Raw genomic sequence first — 24,272 nt, 5'->3', positions numbered from 1 at the left:
TCTAATCGAAGTACAGAACGTCGCCGTCGTCTTCTTCGGGGCCGGCCTGGGTCCCGGTCAGTTTCAACCAAACGTCATAGACGTTTTGCGGTATTTTCACCGGGCGCGGCTCGCCGGGCACCAAGGTCAGCATGAAGTGGAACTTCAAGCCCATGCGGCTGGCCGTCGACCAGGCGGATGACCCACGCTTTGCGGTATTTTCGTTCAGATCGAACAACCACATTTCAGCGGGAATATCGCCGATACTGTCGAAGGCGATGCGCGCGCCGGAGGCCGATTGATCGAGGATGCGGCACAGCACAACCTGAAGACCGGGCATCAGCAGCAGGGCGCCGCGGTCGTCGCATTCCAGCCGGGGTTCGGCGCGGCGGTCAGTGTATTGCGCCGGCATGATGATCTCGACCCTATTGTTCATGTCCGGCCGTGTGTTCGCCGGCGCGGCAGGGGCCGCGTTCGGTCGGACAGCAAAGCGGTTCGGCGAAGACATGAAGGATCATCCGGTGACAATATTGCGATAGTTTCAAGCGTACGCCTCTTTGGTTTATAAAGCGTTCTTCTCCTGTGCCAGATTACCAATTTTTGAAAAATCTAATCAGGCTTGACATTTGGCGTCATAACCGTCATTTAGGCCTCGTTCGCACCTGCGAATAGAACAATTTTTACGCCTATGCGCGTTTGCCGGCGATCTCGCCGAATGAATGCGCTGCTCTGGCCGCGTGAGGTATGCTTCTTCGGAAGTACATATCGCCAGTGATCCAAGGCCGCTTTCCAGCAGCCTGCCATCTATAAAAATAACCGAAGTCCGTCACACGCGAACGCTTCGACCCAGAAACTCCCGACTTGGCAAGGCCAAGTGCGGGTAAGGGCCGTTGTGTAACTGCCCTGATGCATGAAAGCGCGTTTTACGTGATTAAGTTTACCGACCTCGGCCTCTCCTCGACCCTCCTGCTGACGCTGGAAAAAGAAGGTTATACCATTCCGACGCCGATCCAGGCGCAGGCCATTCCGCACCTGCTGGCCGGCCACGACCTGCTGGGCATCGCCCAGACCGGCACCGGCAAGACGGCGGCCTTCGCCCTGCCGATCCTGCAAAAGATCCTGTCCGACCGCAAGATGCCGGCGCCGCGCCAGACTCGCGTCCTCGTCCTGTCGCCGACCCGCGAACTGGCTTCGCAGATCGCCGAAAGCTTCAAGACCTATTCGCGCGGCATGGGCCTGCAAATCGCCACCATTTACGGCGGCGTCAAGTATGGTCCGCAATTCAAGGCCCTGGCCAACGGCCTCGACATCCTGGTCGCGACGCCGGGCCGCCTGATCGACCATATCGAACAAAAGACCGTCGACCTGTCGACCGTCGAATGCTTCGTCCTCGATGAAGCCGACCAGATGCTCGACCTCGGCTTCGTCAAGCCGATCCGCCAGATCGCCTCGCGCATGCGCGGCCCGCGTCAGAACCTGTTCTTCTCAGCCACCATGCCGAAGGAAATCGGCATCCTGGCTTCGGAACTGCTGGTTAACCCGAAGAAGGTCGAAGTCACCCCGGAAGCCACGACCGCCGAGCGCGTCGAACAAAGCGTCATCTTCATCGAAGCCGTGCGCAAGCGCGCCCTGCTGACCGAAATGTACGCCGAAGACAATCTCGCTCGTACCCTGGTCTTCACGCGCACCAAGCGCAGCGCCGATAAGGTCGCCGCCTATCTGCAAGCCGGTGGCATCGAAGCCGCCGCTATCCACGGCGACAAGTCGCAAGGTCAACGCGAACGCGCCCTGCAGGCCTTCAAGGCCGGCAAGGTCCGCGCCCTGGTCGCCACCGACATCGCCGCCCGCGGTATCGACGTCGACAACGTCTCGCACGTCATCAACTATGAACTGCCGAACGTTTCGGAAGCCTATGTCCACCGTATCGGCCGTACGGCCCGCGCCGGCAAGACGGGTATCTCGATCAGCCTGTGTTCGGATGACGAACGCAAGATGTTGAAAGATATCGAACGCGTCACGCGTCAGCGTATCCCGTCCTTCGACCGCCGCAAGGACCAGGCCCTGAAGCTGCTCGACGAAGCCATGCTGGCTTCGGGCGTTGCTGAAAAGCCAACGACTCCGGATCGGATCCCCGAAAAGCGCGAAGCTCGTCACTTCGACAAGGACGCCGAATTCGTCCACAAGCGCAGCCGCAACCGCTCGGGTTCCGGCGGACGCGGTGGTGAAGGCCGGGGTCGTGAAGACCGCGGTGGTTACGGCGACCGCAAGCCGGCCGGCGATCGTGGCAGCTTTGCCAAGAAGCCTTTCGGCGACAAGAAGCCCTACAATGCCGAACCGCGCGCCGTGAATTACGATCCGATGGCCGCCGAACGTCCGGCCGCTCCGGCTGCCGCCGCCAAGCCCTTCAAGAAGGCCTGGAACAAGGATGGTCCGCGCTCGGATGCGCCGCGTGGTGACAAGCGCGATTTCGCCCCCCGTGGCGAAAAGCGTGAATATACGCCCCGGCATGAAAGTGCCCGTGGCGATGCCCCCCGTCATGAAGGGGCCCGTTCGGACGCACCACGTGGCGAAGCCCGTCCGGCCAGCGAATTCCGTGGCAAGCCGCGTCCTGCCGGCCGTCCGGGTCAAAAGCCGGGTGGTTTCAAGGGTAAGCCCAACGCTTCGCACTACAGCGAGGCCCCGAAGCCGCGCAGCGAAGGCGAACAATTCAAGCGCCGCAGCCGCAGCTAAGGTCTCCGGATTTCTCTAAATACCGCAAGGGCTTGCCGATCCAGGATCGGCAAGCCCTTTTGCATGGTCACTGTCATCCTTTTTCACCTTCACACCAATCCCTTTTCACTTTCACAGTTGTGTGAAGGTGTAGTTTTCCGTTACATAGATTTACCGACAAAACTATCCGGCAAGGCCACGGCCGGCAAAGGGGTTACGAGTTGATGCCAGCGATCGCACACAGGGGTTTGAAGGCGCGTTTTCGTGTTTTGTCGATCGCCGTGACAGGCCTGTGCGCCGCCCTGGCCGCCGGCGGATTGATCGCCATGACGGCATGTACCCCTCAGGAGCCGCAGGACTCGACACCGCAGGCCATGGTCGATCGCACCATCGACGACCATTCCTATGCCCGGCCGCAAGAAGCCCGCGTCTACCATGTCGATCTCGACCTGACCGCCGATTTCACCACCAAGACCTTGAAGGGCACGGCGACCCTAGTGCTGACGACAGAGGCCAATGCCAAACAGGTTATCCTCGACACCAAGGACCTGGACATCAGCGAAGTCACGAACGCAGCCGGCGCGCAGTTGCACTATACGCTTGGCAAGGGCAACGAGATGATGGGTAAGCCGCTCACCATCGATCTGCCCCAGGGTGTGCAAAGTGTCGTCGTCCACTATGCTACCACCAAGGGCGGCACCGCCCTGCAATGGCTCGATCCGGACCAGACCGCCGGCAAGAAGCAGCCTTTCCTGTTCAGCCAGGGCGAAGAAATCAACACGCGCACCTGGATCCCGACCCAGGACAGTCCGGCCATCCGCCAGACCTATACCGCCCGCATCACAGTGCCTAAGGGCCTGATGGCGGTGATGAGCGCCGACAAATTGACGCCTCAGGGCGAGCCGGTACCCGGTCATGCCAGCCAGCGCGTCTACCGCTTCAATATGGACAAGCCGATCGCCCCCTATCTGATCGCGCTCGCCGTCGGCGATCTCGGTTTCCGGGCCGAAGGCACCCGTACCGGCGTCTATGCCGAAAAGGTCATGCTGGATAAGGTCGCCTACGAATTCGCCGATATGCAATCCATGCTGGCCGCCGCCGAAAAGCTTTACGGCCCGTATCAGTGGGGTCGCTACGACGTCCTGGTCCTGCCGCCCAGCTTCCCTTATGGCGGCATGGAAAATCCGACCCTGACCTTCGCTACGCCGACCGTCATCGCCGGCGACCGTTCGCTGGTCTCGCTGGTGGCCCACGAACTGGCCCACAGCTGGTCCGGCAACCTGGTGACCAACGCGACCTGGGAAGACTTCTGGCTCAATGAAGGTTTCACCGACTATTTCGAGAACCGTATCATGGAAGAGGTCTATGGCAAGGACCGCGCCGACATGTTGAAGGTGCTGGGCTATCAGGGCCTGCAACAGACCCTGGCCGACCTCAACAAGCCGGTTTCCGAAGGCGGTAATCCCGAATTCACCAAATTGCGTCCCAATCTCAAGGACATCAATCCGGACGATTATTTCTCCGACATCCCCTACGAAAAGGGCAATGCCTTCCTGCGTATGTTGGAAGACCATTTCGGCCGTAAGAAGCTCGATGCCTATCTCAAGGGCTATTTCACCCGTTACGCCTTCAAGAGCATGACGACCGAGGCCTTCGTCGTCGACCTGCGCGAATACCTGCTGCACAACGACGCCAATCTGGAAAAATCGCTCAAGATCCACGAATGGCTGTACGAGAAGGGTCTGCCGTCGAACGCCGTGGCGCCGACCTCGCACCTGCTCGACGACGTCCAGGCCGATATCAAGGCTTTCGACGGCGGCGCCGATCCGGCGACGCTCAATGTCGCCGACTATGCCTACCCGCAGTGGGTCTATTTCATCAGCAACCTGCCCGATACCCTGACGGTCGAGCAGATGGCGGCTCTGGATACCCAGTTCAGCTTTACCAAATCGACAAACGATGAGGTCCTGTTCGCCTGGCTGATGCAGGCGGTCAAACACCGCTACACGCCGGCCCTTCCGGCCGTGCACGACTTCCTGACCAGCCAGGGGCGCGGCAAGTTCTGCCAGCCGCTCTACGCCGCCCTGATGAAGCAGCCGGGCTGGGGTGTCGACATGGCGAAAAAGATCTATGCCGAGGCCCGTCCGGGCTATCATGAGATTACCCGCGCCGCCGTCGATAAAGTAGTGAAATCGTAAAGGAATCAGGCATCACAACTCTGGATTGGATTGTCGGCAAATTTTAACATTTGTCAGATAAATGCTGTCTCATGACTGCGCGTGTTGGCGGTCCGACAAAGACAGGCCAAGACAGGATAATGACCGATAGCGGTTTCGAGTTGGTGGCGAATGGTCGCGTCAAGGGCATGACGACGCGTCTCGGCCTGTCTGTCCTGGCCGCTGTCACCGCCTACCTGCTCCACCCGTCGTGGTGGCCGATAGCCTGGCTCCTGACCTACACCCTTATGCAGGCGGTCGATCGTCATCTGTTCACGGCCGCCCTGGCCCGCCCGGCGCCACGACATGCGCCCCTTTTGGTCAGCGTCTGCCTGAACGCCACCTTCTTTTCCAGCCTGGCTCTGTACAATTGGTGCATGGGCGGCGTCGAAGGCAAGATTTTCGGTGCCATTACCATTTGCTGCTCGCTGATCAGCGTCACCGTCACCATGTACCCAAAAAAGCGCTACCTTTTTACCACCCTGGTGCCGCACGCCCTTTATCTGATCTCACTGCCGGTGATTGCCTTGACCTCGCATGTCGGCAATCCGACGCCATGGGCGATCGTCATGGTCAGCATTGTCACCTACATCATCTATCTCATGGTGGCGGCGCGCAAGTTGAACGGCAGTATGGCTGCCCTCCAAACCGCGCGCGACGACGCGCAAAAGGCCAATGCCGCCAAATCGAACTTCCTCGCCGTCATCAGCCATGAGATCCGCACACCGATGAACGCCGTCGTGTCGGCCGTCAACCTGCTCAAGGCGACGCCGCTCGATACCACCCAGACGGCCCACCTCGACATGCTCCACAATGCCAGCGAGGTCCTGCTGGGACTGCTCAACGACGTCCTCGACCTGTCCAAGATCGAAGCTGGCAAGATGCGTTTCGAGCGCGCCGATATCGACCTGCGTACCTCGCTCGACCATCTCCATCAGCTGTTTCGCCCGCAACTGCGCGAAAAACACCTGCGCTTCGACACCCGTCTTGCTGCGGATATTGCGCCGGCGATCGTCGGTGATCCGTTGCGTCTGCAGCAGATCCTGTTCAACCTTTTGTCCAATGCCATCAAGTTCACCGACCGCGGCGATATCGGGCTTCATCTGCGCCGTTCGGGCGGCAATCTGCTGTTCGAGGTCGTCGACCAGGGCATCGGCATCGCGTCCGAGCATCAGGAACGCATTTTCAGCAGCTTCGAACAGGCCGAGGCGGCCATTACCCGGCGCTATGGCGGTACGGGCTTGGGTCTGGCCATTTCGCGTCAGCTGGCACGCTTGATGGGCGGTGACATCACCGTGGTGTCGACCCTCGGTGAGGGCTCGCGTTTCACCCTGACCCTGCCTTACGAACCTGCCGGCGCCGCTGTCGTGTTCGAAGCCGTTCCTGTCAAGGCCGAGCCCACCGAAGCGCCGCTGCATGTCTTGATCGTCGACGACCACGAGGTCAATCGCCGCATCGTATCGTTGTTCATCCAGCCTCAGGGATGGACCCACAGCATGGCCGAAACCGGCGCCGAGGCGCTCGATTTGTGCCGCAGCCAGCGCTTCGACGTCATCCTGATGGACATGCAGATGCCGGTCATGGACGGCATCACGGCGACACGCCAAATCCGCGCCGAAGCCGGTCCGAACCAGCACACGCCGATCGTCGCTTTGACAGCCAATGCCCTGGAATTCCACGTCAATGCCTGGGCAGAGGTCGGCGTTCATGACGTCCTGACCAAGCCGATCGATCCCGGCCGCCTGATTGCCACACTGTATGACAAGGCCGAACAGGTCTTGCCGGCGCGCTCGGCGTAGGCCTCTTACCGCCGCACGTCGAAGCCGTCATCGCCGAGAAAGCCATCGAGATCGGCGACCGTCGCCAGGCTGGCGTCGCCCGGTTGCGCGTGTTTCAGACAGGCGCAGGCTATGCCGTAATCCAAGGCCTTCGCATCCGTTGCGCCCGTCAGCAGGCCGTGGAATACGCCGGCGGCAAAGGCGTCGCCGCCGCCGATGCGATCGACAATGCGTTCTATGTCGTAGGTTCGCGTTTCGAGCGTCTCATCGCGGGTAAACATCAGGCCGGCCAGACGGTTATGATCGACATTGACCTGACCGCGCCGGGTGGTGACCAGGCGCTGCAACAGAGGGAATGTCAGGAAGGCATGATCGACGGCAGCGCGTTCGTCGGCGAACGTCCGCCCACTGATCAATTCGATATCGCGTTGGCCACCAAAGACCAGATCGGCCTGAGCCATCAACTGGGTGATCAGTTTCGGGGCATCGCCGCCCCAGGCCTGCCACAGCTTGGGACGGAAATTGCAGTCATAGGACACCTTGATGCCGCCCGCCCGCGCCGCCGTCATGGCTGCCAGCGCCGCGGTTACGCAGTTGGCGCCCAGAGCCGCCGTGACACCCGAGACATGCAGCCACTCGGCGCCGGCCAACACGCCGCCCCAGTCGATCGTGCCGAAATCGGCCCCGGCAAAAGCCGAGTCCGCCCGGTCGTAGAGAATGTCCGACGGCCGCTGAATGGCGCCCGGCGTCAGGAAATACAGCCCCATTCGCCCGGGCCCTGTCTTGACACCCGTTACATCGACACCCCAACGCCGCAGCTCATTGGCGGCTGCCGTGCCCAGACCGTTGTCCGGCACGACCGAAACCATCTTCGTCGCGTGGCCGAGGCGCGCCAATCCGACCAGGACATTGGCCTCGGCGCCGCCCACGCACAGCGACAGGGGCGGCAAGGAATCCAGCAGATGACCGCCCGTCGTGGTCAGACGTATCAACAACTCGCCGAAACCAACAACGTTCGCCTTCGTCATACCTGTGCTCCTTGTGGACAGCCGCTTCTAACCGCATCCACGGCTATGGTCGACATAAAAAGGGCGCCGAAATGATCCGGCGCCCCAAGTCAGGAGGAAGTTACGCTCAAGAAGACATCAATACTTGTAACGGAAGCCCATATAGTACTGCCGACCCGGATGTGAGTAGTCGAGCAGCAGGTTCTGGCCGGTATTGCCCTGGGGCGTGTTGTAGGCATCGTAACGGTCGTCATATTCGTCCGTTAGGTTGATGCCTTCGAACACCAGGGTGAAGTGGTCGTTGAGCTTCCACGTCGCCTGCGCGTCGATATTGGTCGTCTCGTTCTTGCCCTGGAAATCGACCCCGGAGCCGGGATTGAGCAGGGACAGGTAACCGGCGCGATGCGACAGGGCGACGCGGGCGGCCAGGGGACCGTCTTCGTAATACAGGGTGGCGTTATAGGATTCCGGTGACAGGCCCAGCAGGTCCGCGGTGGTATAGGTTACCGAGGTCGCGGTCGAGGCGGTGACATATTTGATCTTCGATTCGACGTGGGTGTAGTTCAGGATACCGCCGAAATGGCTGAGGAAGCCCGGCAGGAAGGTGAACGGCTTCTGCAGGCTGATTTCGTAGCCTTTCAGCTTGCCACCCGGCGTGTTGACCGGCTGGGTGACGGTGAAAACGTCGGCCGGCGTGTTGGTCGTGCCGTCCAGCAGGCTGTCGTCATAGCCGAGGTCGCTGAATTTGACGGTCCGCGTCAGGGACTGGATGTAGCTCTTGATGTCCTTCTGGAACAGGCTGACCGTGAACAGGCTGTCCTTGTCGGGATACCATTCGAAGCTCAGGTCCGTGGTATTGGCGCGCACCGGATCGAGATAGGGGTTGCCGATCTTGATCGTCGGTGTGCCGCCGGTGGTGATCGAACCGCCCGGCGCCAGGCTTTGCAGGGTCGGACGGGCCATGGTCTTGGCCGCGGCGAAGCGGATCAGGACATTATCCATCGGCTCGATCGTCAGGTTCAGGGCCGGCAGGGTGTCCTCGTAGCTGCGCTTGATCGTGGTGACGACGGCGTTGGTGCCCTTGCCGATCAGACCGTTGACGGTCTGGCGGGTTTCGACCTGGCGAACGCCGACATTACCGCGCACCGGCATGTTGAGCAGGTTCGAGTGGAAGTCCAGCTGCACATAACTGGTGGCATCGCGCTCATGGGTGTCGCTGACATTGGCGCGCGACGAAGAATTGGTCGTGTTGGTCGTGAAGGTGCCGAAGGCATTGGTGCAATTGCAATCATAGTGGAAGGCATTGCGGATGGCATCCAGATCCGGGATCAGGAAGGTGTTACCCGCCACCGACACCGTCTCGGTATATTGCGCCAGATTGCCGTTGAGCTCCGTCGTGATGCCGCCGGCCGCCGCCGTGCTGGCCGCTTCGTCGCGGGTGTTCGGATTGAGCGTATAACGGCCGCGCTCGATGCTGTTGAAATCGTAGGCTTTCGACGACACACCGAATTTGAGGTTGAGGGCGTCGTTGAGCTCCCATTTGAAGTCGCCCTTGATGGTGGCGAAGTTGTTCTCAACGCTTTGTGGCCGCAGACGGATCAGCGAGGCGTCGCCCTTGGCGGCCGCGGCGGTCGGCGGGTTGGTGGTGTTGGGGGTATAGGACCAGTAGCATGCCTGGTCGAGCGAACAGCCGGTGGCGCTGGTGCCGAAGTCGAAGACCGGATGGCGGCTGTCGGTATAGTCGTAGCTATAGCCGTTGACGTCATAGGAATCGATGGTGAAGGTCGTTTGTTCCGGTGTGTCCTGGAACGATTTGGAGGCGCCGACCAAGCCCTTGAAGGTCAGGCGTTCGCCGATATTCTGGTCCCAAGTCAGGTTCAGTTGCTGGAAGGTCGTGGTGGTCTCGTCGAAGCGGTGCTCGGCACGGATATCGACCTTGTTGAATGACCCCTTGTACATGTTGCCTTCGCCGTCGATGGCGTAATTATAGACGCTGGTCTGCGGCAGGCCCTGGCCGGCGCGGCTGAAGGAAATCGCTTCGACTTCATACTCGTCGCGATTGGCGCCGTAGCTGGCATACATGCCGTCCAGGGTAAGCAGGGTATCGGGATTGGGCCGCATCTGGAACGAACCCGTCATGCCGAGACGTTTCTGATCGGTGATGAAGCGCGAATAACGCGGGATGCGCGGATGCAGCGCATTCGACACGGTCAGGGCTTCGCCGCTCAGGCCGGTATTACCGGTCCCCGGCGCAATGGGCGTGAAGGTCGTACCGCCATCGGTCGAATACGAGGCGAAGCGTCCGACGGTCGCCGGCGACGATGCATTTTCCCAACGCGTCGTGTTGGGGCCTTCTTCCCAGGCTTCGCGGGCGCCGTAGGCGATCGAGAACAAGGCGCCCAGCTTGCCGTCGGCCCAGCGGTTGGAAATCAGGAAGGAACCGCGCGGACCGGTGTCTTTCGACAGGTCGTTATAACCGACCTGCCCCGAAGCGGCCATGGTGAAACCCTTGTAGTCGAAGGGCCGCGCGGTTTGCAGATCGACCGTGGCGCCCAAAGAGCCTTCTTCGGTTTCGGCCGCCATCGACTTGCGCACTGTGATCTGGTTGAACAGATCGGCGGCGAAGACGTTGAAATCGAAGCCGCGGCCGCGATTGGCGCCGCCGGACGAATCTTTGCCGCCCGTGGTGGCCAGGGCTTCCAGCCCGTTCAGCCGGACACGGGTAAAGTCGGAATTCAGCCCGCGCACCGTGATGGAGCGGCCTTCGCCGCCGTCGCGATCGATGGCGACACCCGGGATGCGCTGCAGAGATTCCGCCAGATTGAGGTCGGGAAACTGGGAGATGTCTTCGGACTTGATGACATCGACGATCGAGTCTTCCTTCTTCTTGGCGCTGATGGCGCTTTGCAAAGAATTGCGGAAGCCGGTGATGACGACGACGGTATCGTCGCTGGCGGCGGGTGGTGCCGCGTCCGTTGCCGTATCCTGGGCGAAGACCGGCGCGCTAAAGCCGGCCATGACCATGGCCGTTAAAGAGACGCCGAGGCGGAAGGCGGTGCGATGGGACAAGGTGGACGCAACTCGGGCGTCGGGTGACTTCAACATAACTTTTTCTACTCCCCGTTTGGTCAGCAATTCGGCTGAGTTTTCTCAGTCCGTTTGCGTGATCTGGTTGGCGCCCGTTTATGGAGGCCGGCTATAATTTGACACCGGTGTCATTGCGCCATAGAAAGGCGCCGCCACCAATGAGACATAAGTTAGACACAGTTTTTCACGACTGACAAGCACACGAATGACACCGGTGGCAATTTGTCGTTAAACCTGCGTTATTTTTGCCATACCCGCAGTCCGCGTGTTTCCATGGGTAAAAACACGCATGGCTCGGCGCGACTAATCCAGCTCGGGCGCTCCGGTAACCAGCGGCACGGTCCGCAGCTGGATAATGGTCCCGGCGTGAGGTCCGCCAAAGGTCACGATCGCGGACTGGCCGTCGCTGACCTGGTGTATGCCGGTTGTGGCACCGGAGGAAATAAGCTGGCCCTTGCGCAGGGGCCGCCCGCGGCCGGCCAGGTGTCCAGCCAGCCAGGCGATCGCCTTGAGCGGTCCGCCGGGTATGGAGAACAGCCCGCCTTCGCCCGCCAGCTTGCCGTCGATTTCGGTGCGCGTCGTAAAGGCCTTGAGCACCTCGGACCTCAAGGCATCCGTCGTAACGTCGGAATCGAAGCCGGCCAGTTTGTCTCCTAGGATCAGGCCGAAATTATTGCCGAAATCGGACGCGGTAACGGTCGGCCCCAGGCTGTTGATCGTGGGCAGGGGCGAGCCGGCCATCTCGACACCGGCAAAGACGGCGTCGACCAGCCGCAGCGCCTCTTCCTCGGAATAGCTCAGCTTGTCCGGATCGGCATCGTGATCGACCCGGAAGACGAACTCGGCCTCAACCGCGGCAAAACCACCACCGAATACCGGCAGGTTGAGCGTCTCGCCGCCATAGGTCTTGAGCATCGGCGCAAACACCGGCCCGGCCAGGCGTTCCGTACCGTGTTCGGCATGTTTGTCGGGCGCCAGCCGGCCGATCTTCCAGCCGACGACCGGCTTATCCCACAGGGTGATCGCGCGATCCTGAATAGCGTAGGACTCATCTAGCGACGCCGGTACTGTGCCCGGATAGTCGGGCAGGGCGGTGGCGCCGCGGCGGGCATGAACAAAGTCCTGCGCGATCTTTTGGGCAATCTTCTGGGCGATCTTGTCGACGGTCATAAATGCGATCCTTTTGAAGCCGGCAACCTAATGGTAACCGGTGTCAAGATCAAATCTGAAAATGAGATCAGCGCGCCAGCCAACCGCCGTCCACGGGAATGATGGCGCCGTGGACATAGTCCGAGGCGTGCGAGGCCAGGAAGACCGCCGCGCCGCCGAGATCGCCCGGATGCCCCCAGCGGCCGGCGGGGATGCGGCTCAAAATATCGGCATTGCGCTGTTCATCGGCCTGGAGCTGGGCGGTATTGTCCGTCGCCATATAACCTGGCGCGATGGCGTTGACATTGATGCCCGCCGCCGCCCATTCATTGGCCAGCGCCTTGGTGACGCCGGCTATGCCCGACTTCGACGCCGTATAGGCCGGCACGCGCACCCCGCCCTGGAAGGACAGCATGGACGCGATATTGATGATCTTGCCGTAACCCTTGGCGATCATGTGTTTGCCGGCGGCCTGGGACAGGAAGAAGGCCGACTTCAGATTGACGCTCATGACGGCGTCCCAGTCGCTTTCGCTGAAATCGACGGCGTCGTTACGGCGGATAATGCCGGAATTATTGACCAGGATATCCACCCCGCCCAACGCCTCAACGACGGTCGTGACAATGCGCTCGATAGGCTCGATCGACGACAGGTCGGCCTTGACGAAGGTGAAGCGGCGGCCGAGCGCTTCGACGCGTGCCTGGGTTTCGGCGATGCCGTTGGTGCCGACGGCGGCGATATCGGCGCCGGCTTCAGCCAGGGCCAGCGCGATGCCTTGGCCCAGACCCTTGTTGGCGCCGGTGACCAGGGCCACCTTGCCGCTGAGATCGAACATGGACATGGAGGGCCCCTATGCCAGCTGACAGATATCGAGGACCTTCATGTCGGTATAGTCGAGGTTTTCCCCGCCCATGGCCCAGATGAAAGCATAGTTGGACGTGCCGGCGCCCATGTGGATCGACCACGGCGGCGACACCACGGCCTCGTTATTCTTCATGACGATATGGCGGGCATTGTCCGGCTCACCCATGAAGTGGAAGACCCGGTCGTTTTCCCCCAGGCCGAAGTAAAAATAGACTTCGGAGCGGCGGTCGTGCAGGTGCGGCGGCATGGTGTTCCACACGCTGCCGGGCGCCAATATGGTCAGGCCCAGCAAGAGCTGGCAGGACTGGGCAGTGCTGGGTACGATATACTGGTAGATAACGCGCTGGTTGGAGGTCTCGAGCGCACCGCGTTCCAGCGGCACGGCCTGGTCGATGGAAATCTTGACCGTCTCATAGCGCGCGTGCGCCGGCGTCGAGGTCAGGTAGAACAGGGCGGGCAGATCGGCGTCGTCGCTGGAGAACAGGACTTCGGCCGAACCCATCGGTATATAGAGGCCGTCCTTCTGGCCCAGCCGGTACTCCGTGCCGTCGACCGTCACCGTGCCATTGCCGGATCCGACATTGATGACGCCCAGTTCGCGCCGTTCCAGGAACGGATGACCGGCCGCCGAGGCCGGCTCGGTCTGGTCGGGCAGTTTCAGGGTCTCATTGACAGGCGCGGCGCCACCGACAACGAAGCGTTCGAAATGGGTATAGTTCAGCACGACGCGATCTGGGTCGAACAGTCCGCTCATCTGGTACTTGTCGCGCAGGTCCTGATTGGCGGCGCCGGCCATCATGTCGGGATGGGTGGCGTGATAGGTCCGCTTGAAGATGGATGTGTTTTCGCACATATCGAAATAGTCCCCGTTTACTTTATTGTCGTTACAGTTTGTAGGCTGCCTTGGGCAGGTTGTAGGTCAGATCCTTGATGACCTCGGCCGCGTCCTCGATCGGCAGGCGATGTTCGGCGACCAGGCGGGCCAGGAAGGCGCTGTCGACGCGGCGGGCGACATCATGCCGCGCCGGGATCGACAGGAAGGCGCGCGTGTCGTCATTGAAGCCAACCGTGTTGTAGAAGCCCGCCGTCTCGGTGACCTGCTCGCGGAAGCGCATCATGCCCTCGGGGCTATCGTGGAACCACCACGACGGGCCGAGCTTCAGGATCGGGTAGTGCCCGGCCAGAGGCGCCAGTTCGCGGCTGTAATTGGTCTCGTCCAGCGTGAACAGGATGACCGTCAGGTCGTTTTCATTGCCGAAGGCGTCCAGCAGTGGCTTGAGAGCGTGGACATAATTGGTCGGCAGCGGAATATCCGCGCCCTTGTCGCGTCCGAAGGTGTCGAAAACGCGGGCATTGTGATTGCGATAAGAGCCCGGATGGATCTGCATGGTCAGGCCGTCGTCAAGGCTCATCCGCGCCATTTCCGTCAAGATCTGTGCACGGAACAATTCGGCGTCGGCCGGGCTGACCTCGGGCCCCAGGACGCGGCGGAACAACGCTTCCGCCTCGGCGTGCGACAGGTTGGCGGTCTGAGCCGTCGGGTGGCCGTGGTCGCTGGAGGTGGCGCCGTAGGTCTTGAAGACCTCGCGGCGGACGCGGTGGGCGCGGAGATAGCCCTGCCAGTTATAGACGTCCTCGCCGCTCAGCTCGCCGAACAGTTTCAGCTTGGCGGCGAAGTCCTCATGCTCGGGATCGACGACCGGATCGGGCCGGTAGGCGGTGACGACGCGGCCCTTCCAACCGGAATCCTTAATCTTCTGATGATGTTCCAACGTGTCGGTCGGCCCCTCGGTGGTGGCCAGGAGCTCGATATTGAAACGGTCGAACAGGGCGCGCGGGCGATAGTCGTCCGAGGCCAGAAGTTCCCCGATACGGTCGAAATACATGTCGGCGGTGTCGGGCTCCAGGGCGACTTCGAAACCCATGATTTCGCCGAAGACATAGCTCATCCACAAGGATGTCGGCGTGCCGCGGAACAGATGCTGGTTGGCGGCGAAGATACGCCAGGCCGTACGCGCATCGGCTGAAGAGGGGCCGGCTTTCGAGCCGACGCCGACCGCGCCCATATCGATGCCCTGGCTGTAGAGCATGCGGTAGATGTAATGGTCGGGACTGAGGAACAGCGCCGTGGCGTTTTCGAACGCCGCATTGTCGGCGAACCACTGCGGATCGGTATGGCCGTGCGGCGACAGGATGGGGTAGGCCTTGACGATGTCATAGAGTTCGCGAGCGATGGCGCGTTGCACCGGATCGCTGGGGAACAGGCGGTTATCATTGAGGAAAAGTGGCTTTGGCATTGTCAACGACCGTAGAAAAGCGCGAGTTTTCCGCCGGTTTCCCGGCCTCGCTGGGTTTATAGGTAACCGGTGTCATAAGTTTTGACAACAGTTATTCGCAAGCGGATATGGTGCTTGTCGCGGCAAAACTCATGACCGTACAGGCCCGGATGAGCCGCGCACCATCAAGGTGGCCTCGACAACGATGGTCGCCTTGGTCACACGTTCTCCCTGCACCAACATCTCCGCGGCGGTCCGCGCCATGTCGCGTGTCGGCAGGCGGACGGTCGTCAGCGCAGGATTCATGCGCGTCGCGATGGGGGCGTCGTCGAAGCCGACGACGGTCAGGTCGTCGGGAATGCGGATGCCGCGTTCATAGGCGGCCTTGTAGGCACCGGCGGCCATTTCGTCATTGGCGCAGATAATGGCCGTCGGCTGGTCGGCGCGTCCCAGAATGTCCATGGCGGCGTCATAGCCGGAATCGAAGCTATAATCGCCCGGCATATCGATATCCGCTGCAATCGTGACGCCGTGCAAGGCCAGACCGGCTTCGAAGCCGGCGCGGCGTTCGTGCGCCGACGGATAGGCCAGGTTGCCGCCGACATAGCCGACGCGTTTGTGGCCGAGTTGGCCGACATGGTCGCCGGCCTGCTGACAGCCTTCGCGATCGCGCGACACGATTTCGAGCGACTGGATCGGCGGATCGTTGTCGCCGCCGGTTCGGGCGGTGACGCGGATATAGGGGACATCCAGTTCGTCCATCAGGGCCAGCAGGCGCAGGTCTTCGGCGATGGGCGGCAGGATGATGACACCGGCCAGGCGCTGCAATTCGACGAAGTCGCGGATATCGTCGAGAAAGCTGTCGCTGTGGCGGTTGCATGGGTGGACGACCAGTTCCGTGCCGGTACCGCGCAGGCCGTCGAGCGCCCCCATCTGCATATTGACGATATATTGCGCATTGGGGTTGTCGTAGACCAAGCCCAGCAGGAACGACTTGCGGAAAGCCAGGCCGCGCGCCTGCGGGTCGGGCCGGAAGCCGATGCGGGCGATGATGTCATTGACTTGATCGCGCGTCTCCCCGCGCACCGACGGTGATTTGTTGATGACGCGCGACACCGTCTTTTTCGACACCTGGGCCAGACGGGCGACGTCATTGATCGTCGCCTTCTTGCGGCGCTTGATAAAGTCCTCGATCAACGCACTGCGTTCGGCCGGCTCGCGAGCGGAGGCGACAGGCTTCGGAAAGGTCGGTTTGGCCATGGATATGTTTTATCGTGCCCTGGATGTCAGCGGAAGGTAACGAGGTTCGTGCGTTTGGCATAGAGCCGCCACGTGTCATTTTTTGGCGATTCCGCCAAGTTCAACTTGCAAAACACCGCCTGTTGGACGTATGACACCGGTTACCATAGCCCAAGCCCTCGCCATTTGCACGTACTTTTAAGGAACCCAACCATGGCCGACGACCAGGCCGCGTCCATCTCGCCGCATCGGACTTCAGCCATGCGCGTCCACGCCGCGGACAATGTTGCCGTGGCCCTGGAAGACCTGGATGCCGGCAGAAGGATCGATGTCGACGCCCTGCGGATTCTCCTGCACGATGCCGTCGCCAAGGGGCACAAATTTGCCCTTGGTCCTATCGCCGCCGGCCAGCCGGTCGTCAAATACGGCTTCGTGATCGGCAAGGCGTCAGCCGACATCGCCGCCGGCGATCACGTCCATTCGCACAATATGGTCACGGCGCTCAGTGGTACTGAAGACTATGTCTATGAACCGGCGCCCGCGGCCGCGGCGCACACAATCTCTAACGATGCCACCTTTATGGGCTATCGCCGCAGCGACGGCCGTGTCGGCATCCGCAATGAGATCTGGATATTATGCACGGTCGGCTGCGTCGCCCGGACCGCCGAACGCCTGGCGCGGACGGCCAATGACCGATTCAAGGACCGTATCGACGGCGTCCACGCCCTGACCCATCCGCTCGGCTGTTCGCAATTGGGCGACGATCTCGATCACACGCGCCAACTGCTGGCGTCGCTTGCCATGCATCCCAATGCCGGCGGGGTGCTGGTTGTTGGCCTGGGCTGCGAAAACAATCAGCTGTCGGCCCTGCTCAAGGACATCGACCGTCCGGACGACCGGCTGAAGTATTTCGCCGCACAGATGGTCGAAGATGAGACCGAAACCGGCCTTTCGGCGCTCGAAGAGCTGGTCGCCGCGGTCGAACAGGACCAGCGTGAAACCTGTTTCGTCCGTGACCTGACGATCGGCGTCAAATGCGGTGGCTCCGACGCCTTTTCCGGCCTGACCGCCAACCCCCTGGTCGGGAATATCTCCGATCGTGTCGCCGGCGCCGGTGGCCGTTCGATCATGACCGAGATTCCCGAAGTCTTCGGCGCCGAACGCCAATTGATGGCGCGGGCAAAAGACGAGACCGTGTTTCATGGTGTCGTCGATATCGTCAACGACTTCAAAAACTATTTCCTGTCGCACAATCAGCCGGTGTTTGAGAACCCGTCGCCCGGCAACAAGGCCGGCGGCATCACCACCCTGGAAGAAAAGTCGCTCGGCGCCGTTCAGAAAGGCGGTCAAAGCCCGCTCAATGGCGTCTTGCGCTATGGCCAACGCGTCACCGAGTCCGGCCTAACCCTCCTCGAAGCCCCCGGCAACGACGCCGTATCGTCGACGGCCCTGACGGCGGCCGGTGCAGTCATCGTCCTGTTCACGACCGGTCGCGGCACACCCCTGGGTTTTCCGGCGCCGACCCTGAAAATCGCCACCAATTCTGCCTTGGCGGAAAAAAAGCCGCACTGGATCGATTTTGACGCCGGCCAACTGCTTTCGGGCCGGACCATGACTGATATTGCACAGGATTTGATGGATTTGATCCTGAAAACCGCCTCGGGGCAGTTGACTTGCAACGAAAAGAACGACGAGCGTGAGATCGCCATCTGGAAAAATGGAGTGACCTTATGACCCGCCTTTCGCTTGCCACCCTTTCGGACTTGAATCCCGCCGTCGTCCGTCCCAACTATGACCCGGCGACGGTCGCTGTCGGTATTGTTCACTTCGGTCCGGGCGCCTTTCACCGTGCCCATCAGGCCGCCTGTTTCGACGCCCTGGCAGCGACCGATCCGCGTTGGGGCATTTGCGGTGTCTCCCTGCATTCGGCCGGCGTTCGCGACGCCCTGATGCCCCAGGACGGCCTCTATACCCTGGCCATTCTCGACGAGGTCATCAGCTATCAGATCATCGGCGCCGTCCGGGAAATCCTGGTGGCGACGGACGATATCGGCGCCGTCCTCGACCGCATGGTCAAAGCGCGCATCGTCACCTCGACCGTCACGGAAAAAGGCTATTGCCTGGCGCCCGACGGTACGCTCGACCTGGTCCATCCCGACATCCTTCACGATATCTCTCACCCGCAGACACCGAAATCCTTCATCGGCTATGTGGTCGAAGGCTTGCGTCTGCGCCGCGCCGCCGGCCTCGCGCCCTTTACCCTGATCCCGTGCGACAACCTGCCCAATAACGGCCATCGCCTGAAGGCCGCCGTCATCGCTTTGGCGTCGCAGGCCGATCGGAATTTGGCCGACTGGATCGCCGCCGAACTCAGCTGCCCGCGCACCATGGTCGATTCGATCACCCCTGCGACCGACGACGCCCTGCGCGATCGCGTCGCGGCTGTTGCCGGCCTCGAAGACGCCTGGCCGATCCAGCGCGAAGCCTTCACCCAGTGGGTGATCGAAGACCATGCCGCGGTCGATGGCCCCGACTGGCAAAAGGCCGGCGTCATCCTGACCGATAATGTACCGGCCTATGAACGCGCCAAGCTGCGCCTGCTCAACGGCCCGCACTCGACCCTGGCCTATGCCGGCCTGCACAAGGGCTATACCAGTGTGTCGGAAGCCATGGGCGACCCGGAACTGGCCAAGCTGGCGCGCGATCTGATGATCGAGGATGTCGTGCCCCTGCTGGAGGCGCCCAAGGGCCTCGATCTCGTCGCCTATAGCGAAGCCATCCTCCAACGTTTCCGCAATCCGGCCATCCGCCACCTGCTGGCCCAGATCGCCTGGGACGGTTCGCAAAAGCTGCCGATCCGTATACTGAGCAGTCTGCGAGAAGCCCTGGAACGCGGCCGCGATATCAGCCGTCTGTGCGTACCGCTAGCGGCGTGGATGCGCTTTATCCGCGCCAAGGCGGTGGCGGGCGAAGCCATCACCGATCCCATGGCGGCCGAACTTCTGGCTCTGGGCGCGCGCGCCGCGGACGATTCCAGCGATGTCGCGCTTTTCCTCGGCCTGCGCGCCGTTTTCCCCGAAGATCTCGCCAGCGATCCTAAGGTTATTGCCGGGATTACAGCGGCCTATACCGGCCTGCTGCAGGCGGAATCCCGTCAAGCCAGAGAAACCGCTTAGGATGCGTGGGCTGGCCGCAGGTCTGGTTCTGGCGATTGCCATACTGGCCGGCGGCGTCCATGCCCAAAGTCCTAAACTGGAGGGGCAACGCCAGGCCGATCAGAACAATGGCACCTACCTCAATCCGATCCTGGCCGGCGACCATCCCGATCCCACCATCCTCAAAGACGGCGACACCTATTACGCCACCTTTTCGACTTTCGAATCCTATCCCGGTCTGCTGGTCTGGTCATCGAAGGATCTGATCAACTGGCAACCGATCGCGCCGGCCCTGACGCAATATCTCGGCTCCGTGTGGGCCCCGTGCCTGGTCAAGTACAAAGGCCGCTATCTTATCTATTTCCCGGCACGGTCGGATGCCAAGCGCAGCAACTATGTCGTCTGGGCCGACCATATCGAAGGGCCGTGGTCGGCGCCGATCGACCTGAATCTGCCGAAACATATCGACCCCGGTTTTGCTGTCGGCGAGGACGGCAAGCCCTACCTCTTCCTGTCCGGCGGCGACCGCATTGCCCTCAGCGATGACGGCCTGGCTACCCGGGGCGACGTCCAGCATGTCGCCGAGCCCTTCGTCTATCCTGAAGACTGGGACGTCGAAAGCCAGTCGGTCGAAGGCCCCAAGATCACCCGTCACGGCGATTATTTCTACATAATCTGGGCAGAAGGCGGCACGGCCGGACCGCCGACAGGCCATATGGTCGTGGTGGCGCGCTCGCATTCCATCAACGGGCCGTGGCAACTGGATCCGCACAATCCGATCATCCGCACCCAAAGCAAGGATGAACCATGGTGGTCGAAGGGCCACGGTTCTCTTGTCGAGACGCCGGACGGCTGGTTCATGGTCTATCACGGCTATGAAAACGGCTATATGACGCTCGGGCGACAGATGCTGATGGAACCGGTCGTCTGGACCGACGACGGTTGGTTCAAGGTCGAGCCGCGCGATCTGGCCAAACCGATCAAAGCGCCCTTTTCGTACGATCCGTATCATGTGCCATCGGGCATCGCCCAGTCGGACGATTTCGCCAGCAATGATCTCGGCCTGCGCTGGAGTTTCTATAAGGGCGCCAGCGACGAAGGCCGCCGAGCGCAATTCGGCAAGGGTTTGACGCTTACCGCCAAGGGTGATACGCCGCGTACCAGTTCGCCCCTGCTCGAAGTCGCCCCGGACCAGGCCTATGAAGTCGAGACCGAACTGACCCTGACAGCGGGCGCCACGGCGGGCGTCGTTCTCTATTACAGCGACAACCTCTATGTCGGCCTGGGTTTGTCCCAAGACAAGCTGATTATGCATCGCTACGGCACCGAACGGCCGGGCAATAAACCTGCCGGCATCAGCGACCACATCTATATCCGCATGCGGAACAATCACAATATCGTCAGCTTTTACACCAGCCCCGACGGCCAGACCTGGACCAAGTACGGCGTCGAGATGGAGGTGTCGGGCTATAACCACAATGTCGGCGGCGGGTTCCTGAGCCTCAAGCCCGGCATCTATGTCGCCGGAACGGGGGCCGCGACCTTCGCCTACTGGACATATCGCGCCTTGCCGTAAGAGCGGGCCGGTTCAACTAAAAACGGGAGACCAGGAAATGAAACTTCGCCTCAATGCCGCCCTCATGCTGGCGGCGCTCGTCATCGCGCCCACAGCTATCGCCAAAACAGCCTCGACCGCCGCGCCGGCCTATCATCTCAACCGCTCGACCTATGACATAGTCGGTTGGGCCAAGGACACCAAAGGCGGCCAGGGTGGCCGCATCATCCGAGTCACAAACCTCAACGAATCCGGGCGTGGTTCCCTGCGCGAGGCCGTCGAATCCGAAGGCCCGCGCATCGTTGTTTTCGAAGTCGGCGGCGTCATCGATCTCGACGGGCACGCCCTGAATATCAAAAACCCCTATATGACGATCGCCGGACAGACGGCGCCGTCGCCCGGTATCACCCTGATCCGCGGTGAAACCCATATGGACAAGGCGCACGACATCATCATCCAGCATATGATGTTCCGCCCGGGCGATGACGGCAAACCGCGGAAAAGCGGCTGGGAGGTCGACGCCTTTTCGGCCAATGCCAGCTACAATATCATTGTCGACCACTGCTCGATGTCGTGGGGCACGGATGAAAACCTGTCGGCCTCGGGGCCACGTTTCAACGGCGCCAATATCGATGAATGGCGGCAAAACACGTCGCATAACATCACCTACAGCCATAACCTGGTCTACGAAGGCCTGCGCAACTCGACCCACGCCAAGGGTGAACATTCCAAGGGCGGGCTTTACCACGACAACACGACGGGCATCCTGATCTACGGCAACCTCTACGCCTCGAACGAAGAGCGTAACGGCCTGTTCAAGGGCGGCGTCCATGCCGCCGAAATCAACAACATGATCTATAATCCCGGCCAAAAGGCGATCCATTACAACCTGATCGGCCATGAATGGGAGACCCATCCCTTTGAAACCGGCATCATTACCCTGATCGGCAATGTCTATCGTCAGGGACCCGATACGGTGCCAGCGACGCCCTTGTTCGCCCTGGGCGGCGACGGCAGCGTGTCGCTCTATCTGAAGGACAATATCGCCGTCGATCAGTATGGCCACCCGGTTGCCCAGACCGGCCGTTACACCACCGGATCGGCGCAGATTTTGACTGCCAAGACGCCCTATGTGCCGGCCGATATCCGCACCATCCCGGCCAACAAGATCGAGGACGAAATCTACGAATCGGTCGGGGCGCGTGCCTGGGACCGCGACGATGTCGACTTCAAGATTCTCTCGGACGTCGCCGAAGGCCGGGGTGAAATCATCGATTCACAGACCCAGAACTATTACGGCTATCCGAGCTACAAGCCGACGGCCGCGCCGTTTGTCGAAGCCGATTGGAACCTCGCAGACATGAGCCCAAAGGCCGGCTGGGATTCGCTCTACGCCAAGTCCTATCCGAAGCATTAGGTAGGAAAGTGATCCACAGATAAGCCAGATAAGCACAGATTTCAGGCTAATCCACGGCGCCGCAGGCCATGGTCTTTAGGCGCGAAGCGCCATCTGTGCTTATCTGGCTTATCCGTGGATCAAGCCTTCCTACGTCCCTTGCTGAATAAACGGCACGGTGGCGAAGAGTTTGCGTTCTTCGCCACGTGGATCCAGCGCCAGCTTAGGCTTGATATCCATCACCATGGTCTCGCGGCCGGGCAGGCTATAGGGCGTCCAGGCGGGCAGGGCGGGTGTCTGCGGCGAGCCGGTCCGCGCAAAGGTGATAAAGGCATCGGAAAACAGATCGGCCATGGCCCGAGCCTCGGCACTATCGGTCGAAATACTGTCGGGCACTCCGGTAGTGCGGAAGACCAGCGGAATGTCGATCGTGTGCGGCGCGCCCAAGCGGCCACCGTCTTTCGGCGTCGCCCAATTGACCTGGTAGGCATAGGTGACCGCACCCGATCGCGCCCGCGCTTCGTCTTCCTCGATGGCGCCGCGCCATGACCGTGCCGCCGTCGTTGCGGCAAAGAACACGTCCGACGGCGACATGGCTGGATAGAGTTTGCGATAGGTATCGACGACCAGATACGGATCGATATCGACGCGCATCTGCGGCAGCAGCTTGCCCGGCAACTCGTCCCAGGCCAGCGCGAAATTATGCGCATCTCCGGCCAGAAAGCCGCGCGTCTCGTCGTGCGTATTGCCGATCATCATCGGGATGTCGTGCGATTGTTCCGGCGCTTCCGGCCAGAAGGGATGCCGGAACAGAACGGTCTGGTCGACGACCGGGCCGAAATAGAGCCCGCCCTTGGCGATAATGGGATCGGTGGCATGCAGAGCGCCGACCAGGTCTGCCACCGGCAGGGTCTGTACCTCGGCCAAACCGTCGGCATCCCCTTTCAATCCCAGGGCGGTGAGGAAGGCGATGGCGCGCTGGGTCGCATGGTCGGGGCCCGAGGCTGTCACCTGCTGGCCGCTCATGGTGGCGGCGCGGTGAAACAGGCCGTTGGCCGCCGGCGTCGCCATCATGGTGGCGATCTTGGCGCCTCCGCCCGATTGCCCGAACACCATGACGCAGTTGGGATCGCCGCCGAATTGGCGGATATTGTCGCGCACCCACGCCAGCGCCAGGTGAATGTCCATCTGCCCCGCATTACCCGACCACTGCAGAGGCCCGGGCGCGCCGGTGATCTCGCGTTCCAGCCGGGCGAGATAGAGATAGCCGAAAGCATTGAGCCGGTGATTGATCGTCACCACCACGACATCGCCGCGCAGCGCCAGGTTCGTGCCGTCATAGAGCGGACTGCCACCTGAACCGTTATTATAGGCGCCGCCATGGATGTAAAACATGACCGGCCGCGGCTTGCGCGAACTGGCTTCCGGCGTCCAGATGTTGAGGAACAGGCAATCCTCGTCCTGGCCGTAGGCATCGGGCGTATCGGTTTGCGGTGACGCCTTGCCGTAATGGTCGGCCGCATAGGGCTCGCTCCAGGCGGCAGGTTTGACCGGCGGCTGGAAGCGTCTGGCCGTGCCGTAACGCAGGCCGAGAAAGACGCTGCCGCCGCCTGTAACCTGGCCCGAGACGGGGCCGCCATCCGTCATGACAGCTGGTGTTTTTGCCTGCGATGATACCGGTGTCATGGCCGCGACCATTCCGGCGGAGGAAAGGCCCAAAAGGGCGTCACGTCTGTTCATGGGTGGCTCTTGGGGCGTTTCCCGGGATTTTCGTTCAAAATGATACCGGCTGCGGTGAAAGTAAAGTCCGTTCAATGATTTGCCGCAAGAATTAGCCCAAGAAAGTGTCTTGAGAATGCTGC

At 61.3% G+C, this 24,272-nt stretch carries 16 protein-coding genes; 7 read left to right on the top strand and 9 right to left on the bottom strand.

The annotated features are described in order from the left end of the window. Position 1: 1 nt before the first annotated feature. Positions 2–487, bottom strand: coding sequence for a hypothetical protein (locus AC1DX3_RS06610; protein ID WP_476988457.1), 486 nt, complete (start codon positions 485–487; stop codon positions 2–4). Between the two features lie 419 nt (positions 488–906). Here AC1DX3_RS06610 and AC1DX3_RS06605 point away from each other — a divergent pair, with 419 nt between their 5' ends. The 3 genes from AC1DX3_RS06605 (at position 907) to AC1DX3_RS06595 (ending at position 6,703) form a co-directional block, all read left to right on the top strand. Then, on the top strand, positions 907–2,709 hold the full coding sequence (locus AC1DX3_RS06605; RefSeq protein ID WP_476988456.1) for a DEAD/DEAH box helicase: 1,803 nt from the start codon (positions 907–909) through the stop codon (positions 2,707–2,709). Positions 2,710–2,912: 203 nt separating this feature from the next. Beyond that, positions 2,913–4,886, top strand: a complete 1,974-nt coding sequence (locus tag AC1DX3_RS06600; protein ID WP_476988455.1) for a M1 family metallopeptidase — start codon at positions 2,913–2,915, stop codon at positions 4,884–4,886. A gap of 119 nt (positions 4,887–5,005) precedes the next feature. Continuing rightward, positions 5,006–6,703 (top strand): ATP-binding protein, encoded by a 1,698-nt coding sequence (locus AC1DX3_RS06595; protein WP_476988454.1) that lies wholly within the window; start codon positions 5,006–5,008, stop codon positions 6,701–6,703. Between the two features lie 5 nt (positions 6,704–6,708). Here the strand turns inward: AC1DX3_RS06595 and AC1DX3_RS06590 are convergent, their stop codons facing one another. The 7 genes from AC1DX3_RS06590 to AC1DX3_RS06560 form a co-directional block, all read right to left on the bottom strand. Beyond that, on the bottom strand, positions 6,709–7,710 hold the full coding sequence (locus AC1DX3_RS06590) for a sugar kinase (RefSeq protein WP_476988453.1): 1,002 nt from the start codon (positions 7,708–7,710) through the stop codon (positions 6,709–6,711). A 117-nt stretch (positions 7,711–7,827) separates the two neighbouring features. Then, positions 7,828–10,794 carry a TonB-dependent receptor gene (locus AC1DX3_RS06585; protein ID WP_476988452.1) on the bottom strand — a complete coding sequence of 989 codons (2,967 nt, stop codon included), beginning with the start codon at positions 10,792–10,794 and terminating at the stop codon, positions 7,828–7,830. 285 nt (positions 10,795–11,079) lie between these two features. Further along, a complete protein-coding gene (locus tag AC1DX3_RS06580; protein WP_476988451.1) occupies positions 11,080–11,946 on the bottom strand; it encodes a 2-keto-4-pentenoate hydratase in 867 nt (288 codons plus the stop codon). 67 nt (positions 11,947–12,013) lie between these two features. Then, a complete protein-coding gene (kduD, locus tag AC1DX3_RS06575; RefSeq protein WP_476988953.1) occupies positions 12,014–12,760 on the bottom strand; it encodes a 2-dehydro-3-deoxy-D-gluconate 5-dehydrogenase KduD in 747 nt (248 codons plus the stop codon). Between the two features lie 15 nt (positions 12,761–12,775). Beyond that, on the bottom strand, positions 12,776–13,642 hold the full coding sequence (gene kduI, locus AC1DX3_RS06570) for a 5-dehydro-4-deoxy-D-glucuronate isomerase (protein WP_476988450.1): 867 nt from the start codon (positions 13,640–13,642) through the stop codon (positions 12,776–12,778). A gap of 31 nt (positions 13,643–13,673) precedes the next feature. After that, the gene (gene uxaC / locus AC1DX3_RS06565) at positions 13,674–15,086 is read right to left on the bottom strand and encodes a glucuronate isomerase (protein WP_476988449.1); all 1,413 of its coding nucleotides are present in this window, start codon (positions 15,084–15,086) and stop codon (positions 13,674–13,676) included. Between the two features lie 129 nt (positions 15,087–15,215). Further along, entirely contained in the window at positions 15,216–16,325 is a 1,110-nt protein-coding gene (locus AC1DX3_RS06560) for a LacI family DNA-binding transcriptional regulator (RefSeq protein WP_476988448.1), read from the bottom strand. Between the two features lie 192 nt (positions 16,326–16,517). On the opposite strand from AC1DX3_RS06560, the gene AC1DX3_RS06555 reads away from it, so the two are divergent. The 4 genes from AC1DX3_RS06555 to AC1DX3_RS06540 are packed head-to-tail and all read left to right on the top strand — an operon-like array spanning position 16,518 to position 22,431. After that, positions 16,518–18,038, top strand: coding sequence for a UxaA family hydrolase (locus AC1DX3_RS06555; protein WP_476988447.1), 1,521 nt, complete (start codon positions 16,518–16,520; stop codon positions 18,036–18,038). Then, a complete protein-coding gene (locus AC1DX3_RS06550; RefSeq protein WP_476988446.1) occupies positions 18,035–19,480 on the top strand; it encodes a mannitol dehydrogenase family protein in 1,446 nt (481 codons plus the stop codon). The genes AC1DX3_RS06555 and AC1DX3_RS06550 overlap by 4 nt, the downstream gene beginning before the upstream one ends. A 1-nt stretch (position 19,481) precedes the next feature. Further along, complete coding sequence (locus AC1DX3_RS06545) at positions 19,482–21,035, top strand: family 43 glycosylhydrolase (protein ID WP_476988445.1); 1,554 nt, start codon at positions 19,482–19,484, stop codon at positions 21,033–21,035. Positions 21,036–21,072: 37 nt separating this feature from the next. Beyond that, a complete protein-coding gene (locus AC1DX3_RS06540; RefSeq protein ID WP_476988444.1) occupies positions 21,073–22,431 on the top strand; it encodes a pectate lyase family protein in 1,359 nt (452 codons plus the stop codon). A 129-nt stretch (positions 22,432–22,560) separates the two neighbouring features. Here AC1DX3_RS06540 and AC1DX3_RS06535 read toward each other — a convergent pair whose 3' ends face one another. Beyond that, complete coding sequence (locus tag AC1DX3_RS06535; protein WP_476988443.1) at positions 22,561–24,150, bottom strand: carboxylesterase/lipase family protein; 1,590 nt, start codon at positions 24,148–24,150, stop codon at positions 22,561–22,563. Positions 24,151–24,272 lie beyond the last annotated feature (122 nt).

The sequence above is a fragment of the Asticcacaulis sp. P2_B1 genome (genome assembly GCF_056404915.1).
The sequence above is the reverse complement of the archived record's forward strand: the minus strand, read 5'-3'. Positions and strand labels throughout refer to the sequence as shown.

What these genes read in the sequence shown, in the direction of transcription:
- AC1DX3_RS06610 (WP_476988457.1), bottom strand. Translation starts at nt 487, where the DNA reads ATGTCTTCGCCGAACCGCTTTGCTGTCCGACCGAACGCGGCCCCTGCC.
- AC1DX3_RS06600 (WP_476988455.1), top strand. Translation starts at nt 2,913, where the DNA reads ATGCCAGCGATCGCACACAGGGGTTTGAAGGCGCGTTTTCGTGTTTTG.
- AC1DX3_RS06595 (WP_476988454.1), top strand. Translation starts at nt 5,006, where the DNA reads ATGACCGATAGCGGTTTCGAGTTGGTGGCGAATGGTCGCGTCAAGGGC.
- AC1DX3_RS06590 (WP_476988453.1), bottom strand. Translation starts at nt 7,710, where the DNA reads ATGACGAAGGCGAACGTTGTTGGTTTCGGCGAGTTGTTGATACGTCTG.
- AC1DX3_RS06585 (WP_476988452.1), bottom strand. Translation starts at nt 10,794, where the DNA reads ATGTTGAAGTCACCCGACGCCCGAGTTGCGTCCACCTTGTCCCATCGC.
- AC1DX3_RS06580 (WP_476988451.1), bottom strand. Translation starts at nt 11,946, where the DNA reads ATGACCGTCGACAAGATCGCCCAGAAGATTGCCCAAAAGATCGCGCAG.
- kduD (WP_476988953.1), bottom strand. Translation starts at nt 12,760, where the DNA reads ATGTTCGATCTCAGCGGCAAGGTGGCCCTGGTCACCGGCGCCAACAAG.
- kduI (WP_476988450.1), bottom strand. Translation starts at nt 13,642, where the DNA reads ATGTGCGAAAACACATCCATCTTCAAGCGGACCTATCACGCCACCCAT.
- uxaC (WP_476988449.1), bottom strand. Translation starts at nt 15,086, where the DNA reads ATGCCAAAGCCACTTTTCCTCAATGATAACCGCCTGTTCCCCAGCGAT.
- AC1DX3_RS06560 (WP_476988448.1), bottom strand. Translation starts at nt 16,325, where the DNA reads ATGGCCAAACCGACCTTTCCGAAGCCTGTCGCCTCCGCTCGCGAGCCG.
- AC1DX3_RS06555 (WP_476988447.1), top strand. Translation starts at nt 16,518, where the DNA reads ATGGCCGACGACCAGGCCGCGTCCATCTCGCCGCATCGGACTTCAGCC.
- AC1DX3_RS06550 (WP_476988446.1), top strand. Translation starts at nt 18,035, where the DNA reads ATGACCCGCCTTTCGCTTGCCACCCTTTCGGACTTGAATCCCGCCGTC.
- AC1DX3_RS06545 (WP_476988445.1), top strand. Translation starts at nt 19,482, where the DNA reads ATGCGTGGGCTGGCCGCAGGTCTGGTTCTGGCGATTGCCATACTGGCC.
- AC1DX3_RS06540 (WP_476988444.1), top strand. Translation starts at nt 21,073, where the DNA reads ATGAAACTTCGCCTCAATGCCGCCCTCATGCTGGCGGCGCTCGTCATC.
- AC1DX3_RS06535 (WP_476988443.1), bottom strand. Translation starts at nt 24,150, where the DNA reads ATGAACAGACGTGACGCCCTTTTGGGCCTTTCCTCCGCCGGAATGGTC.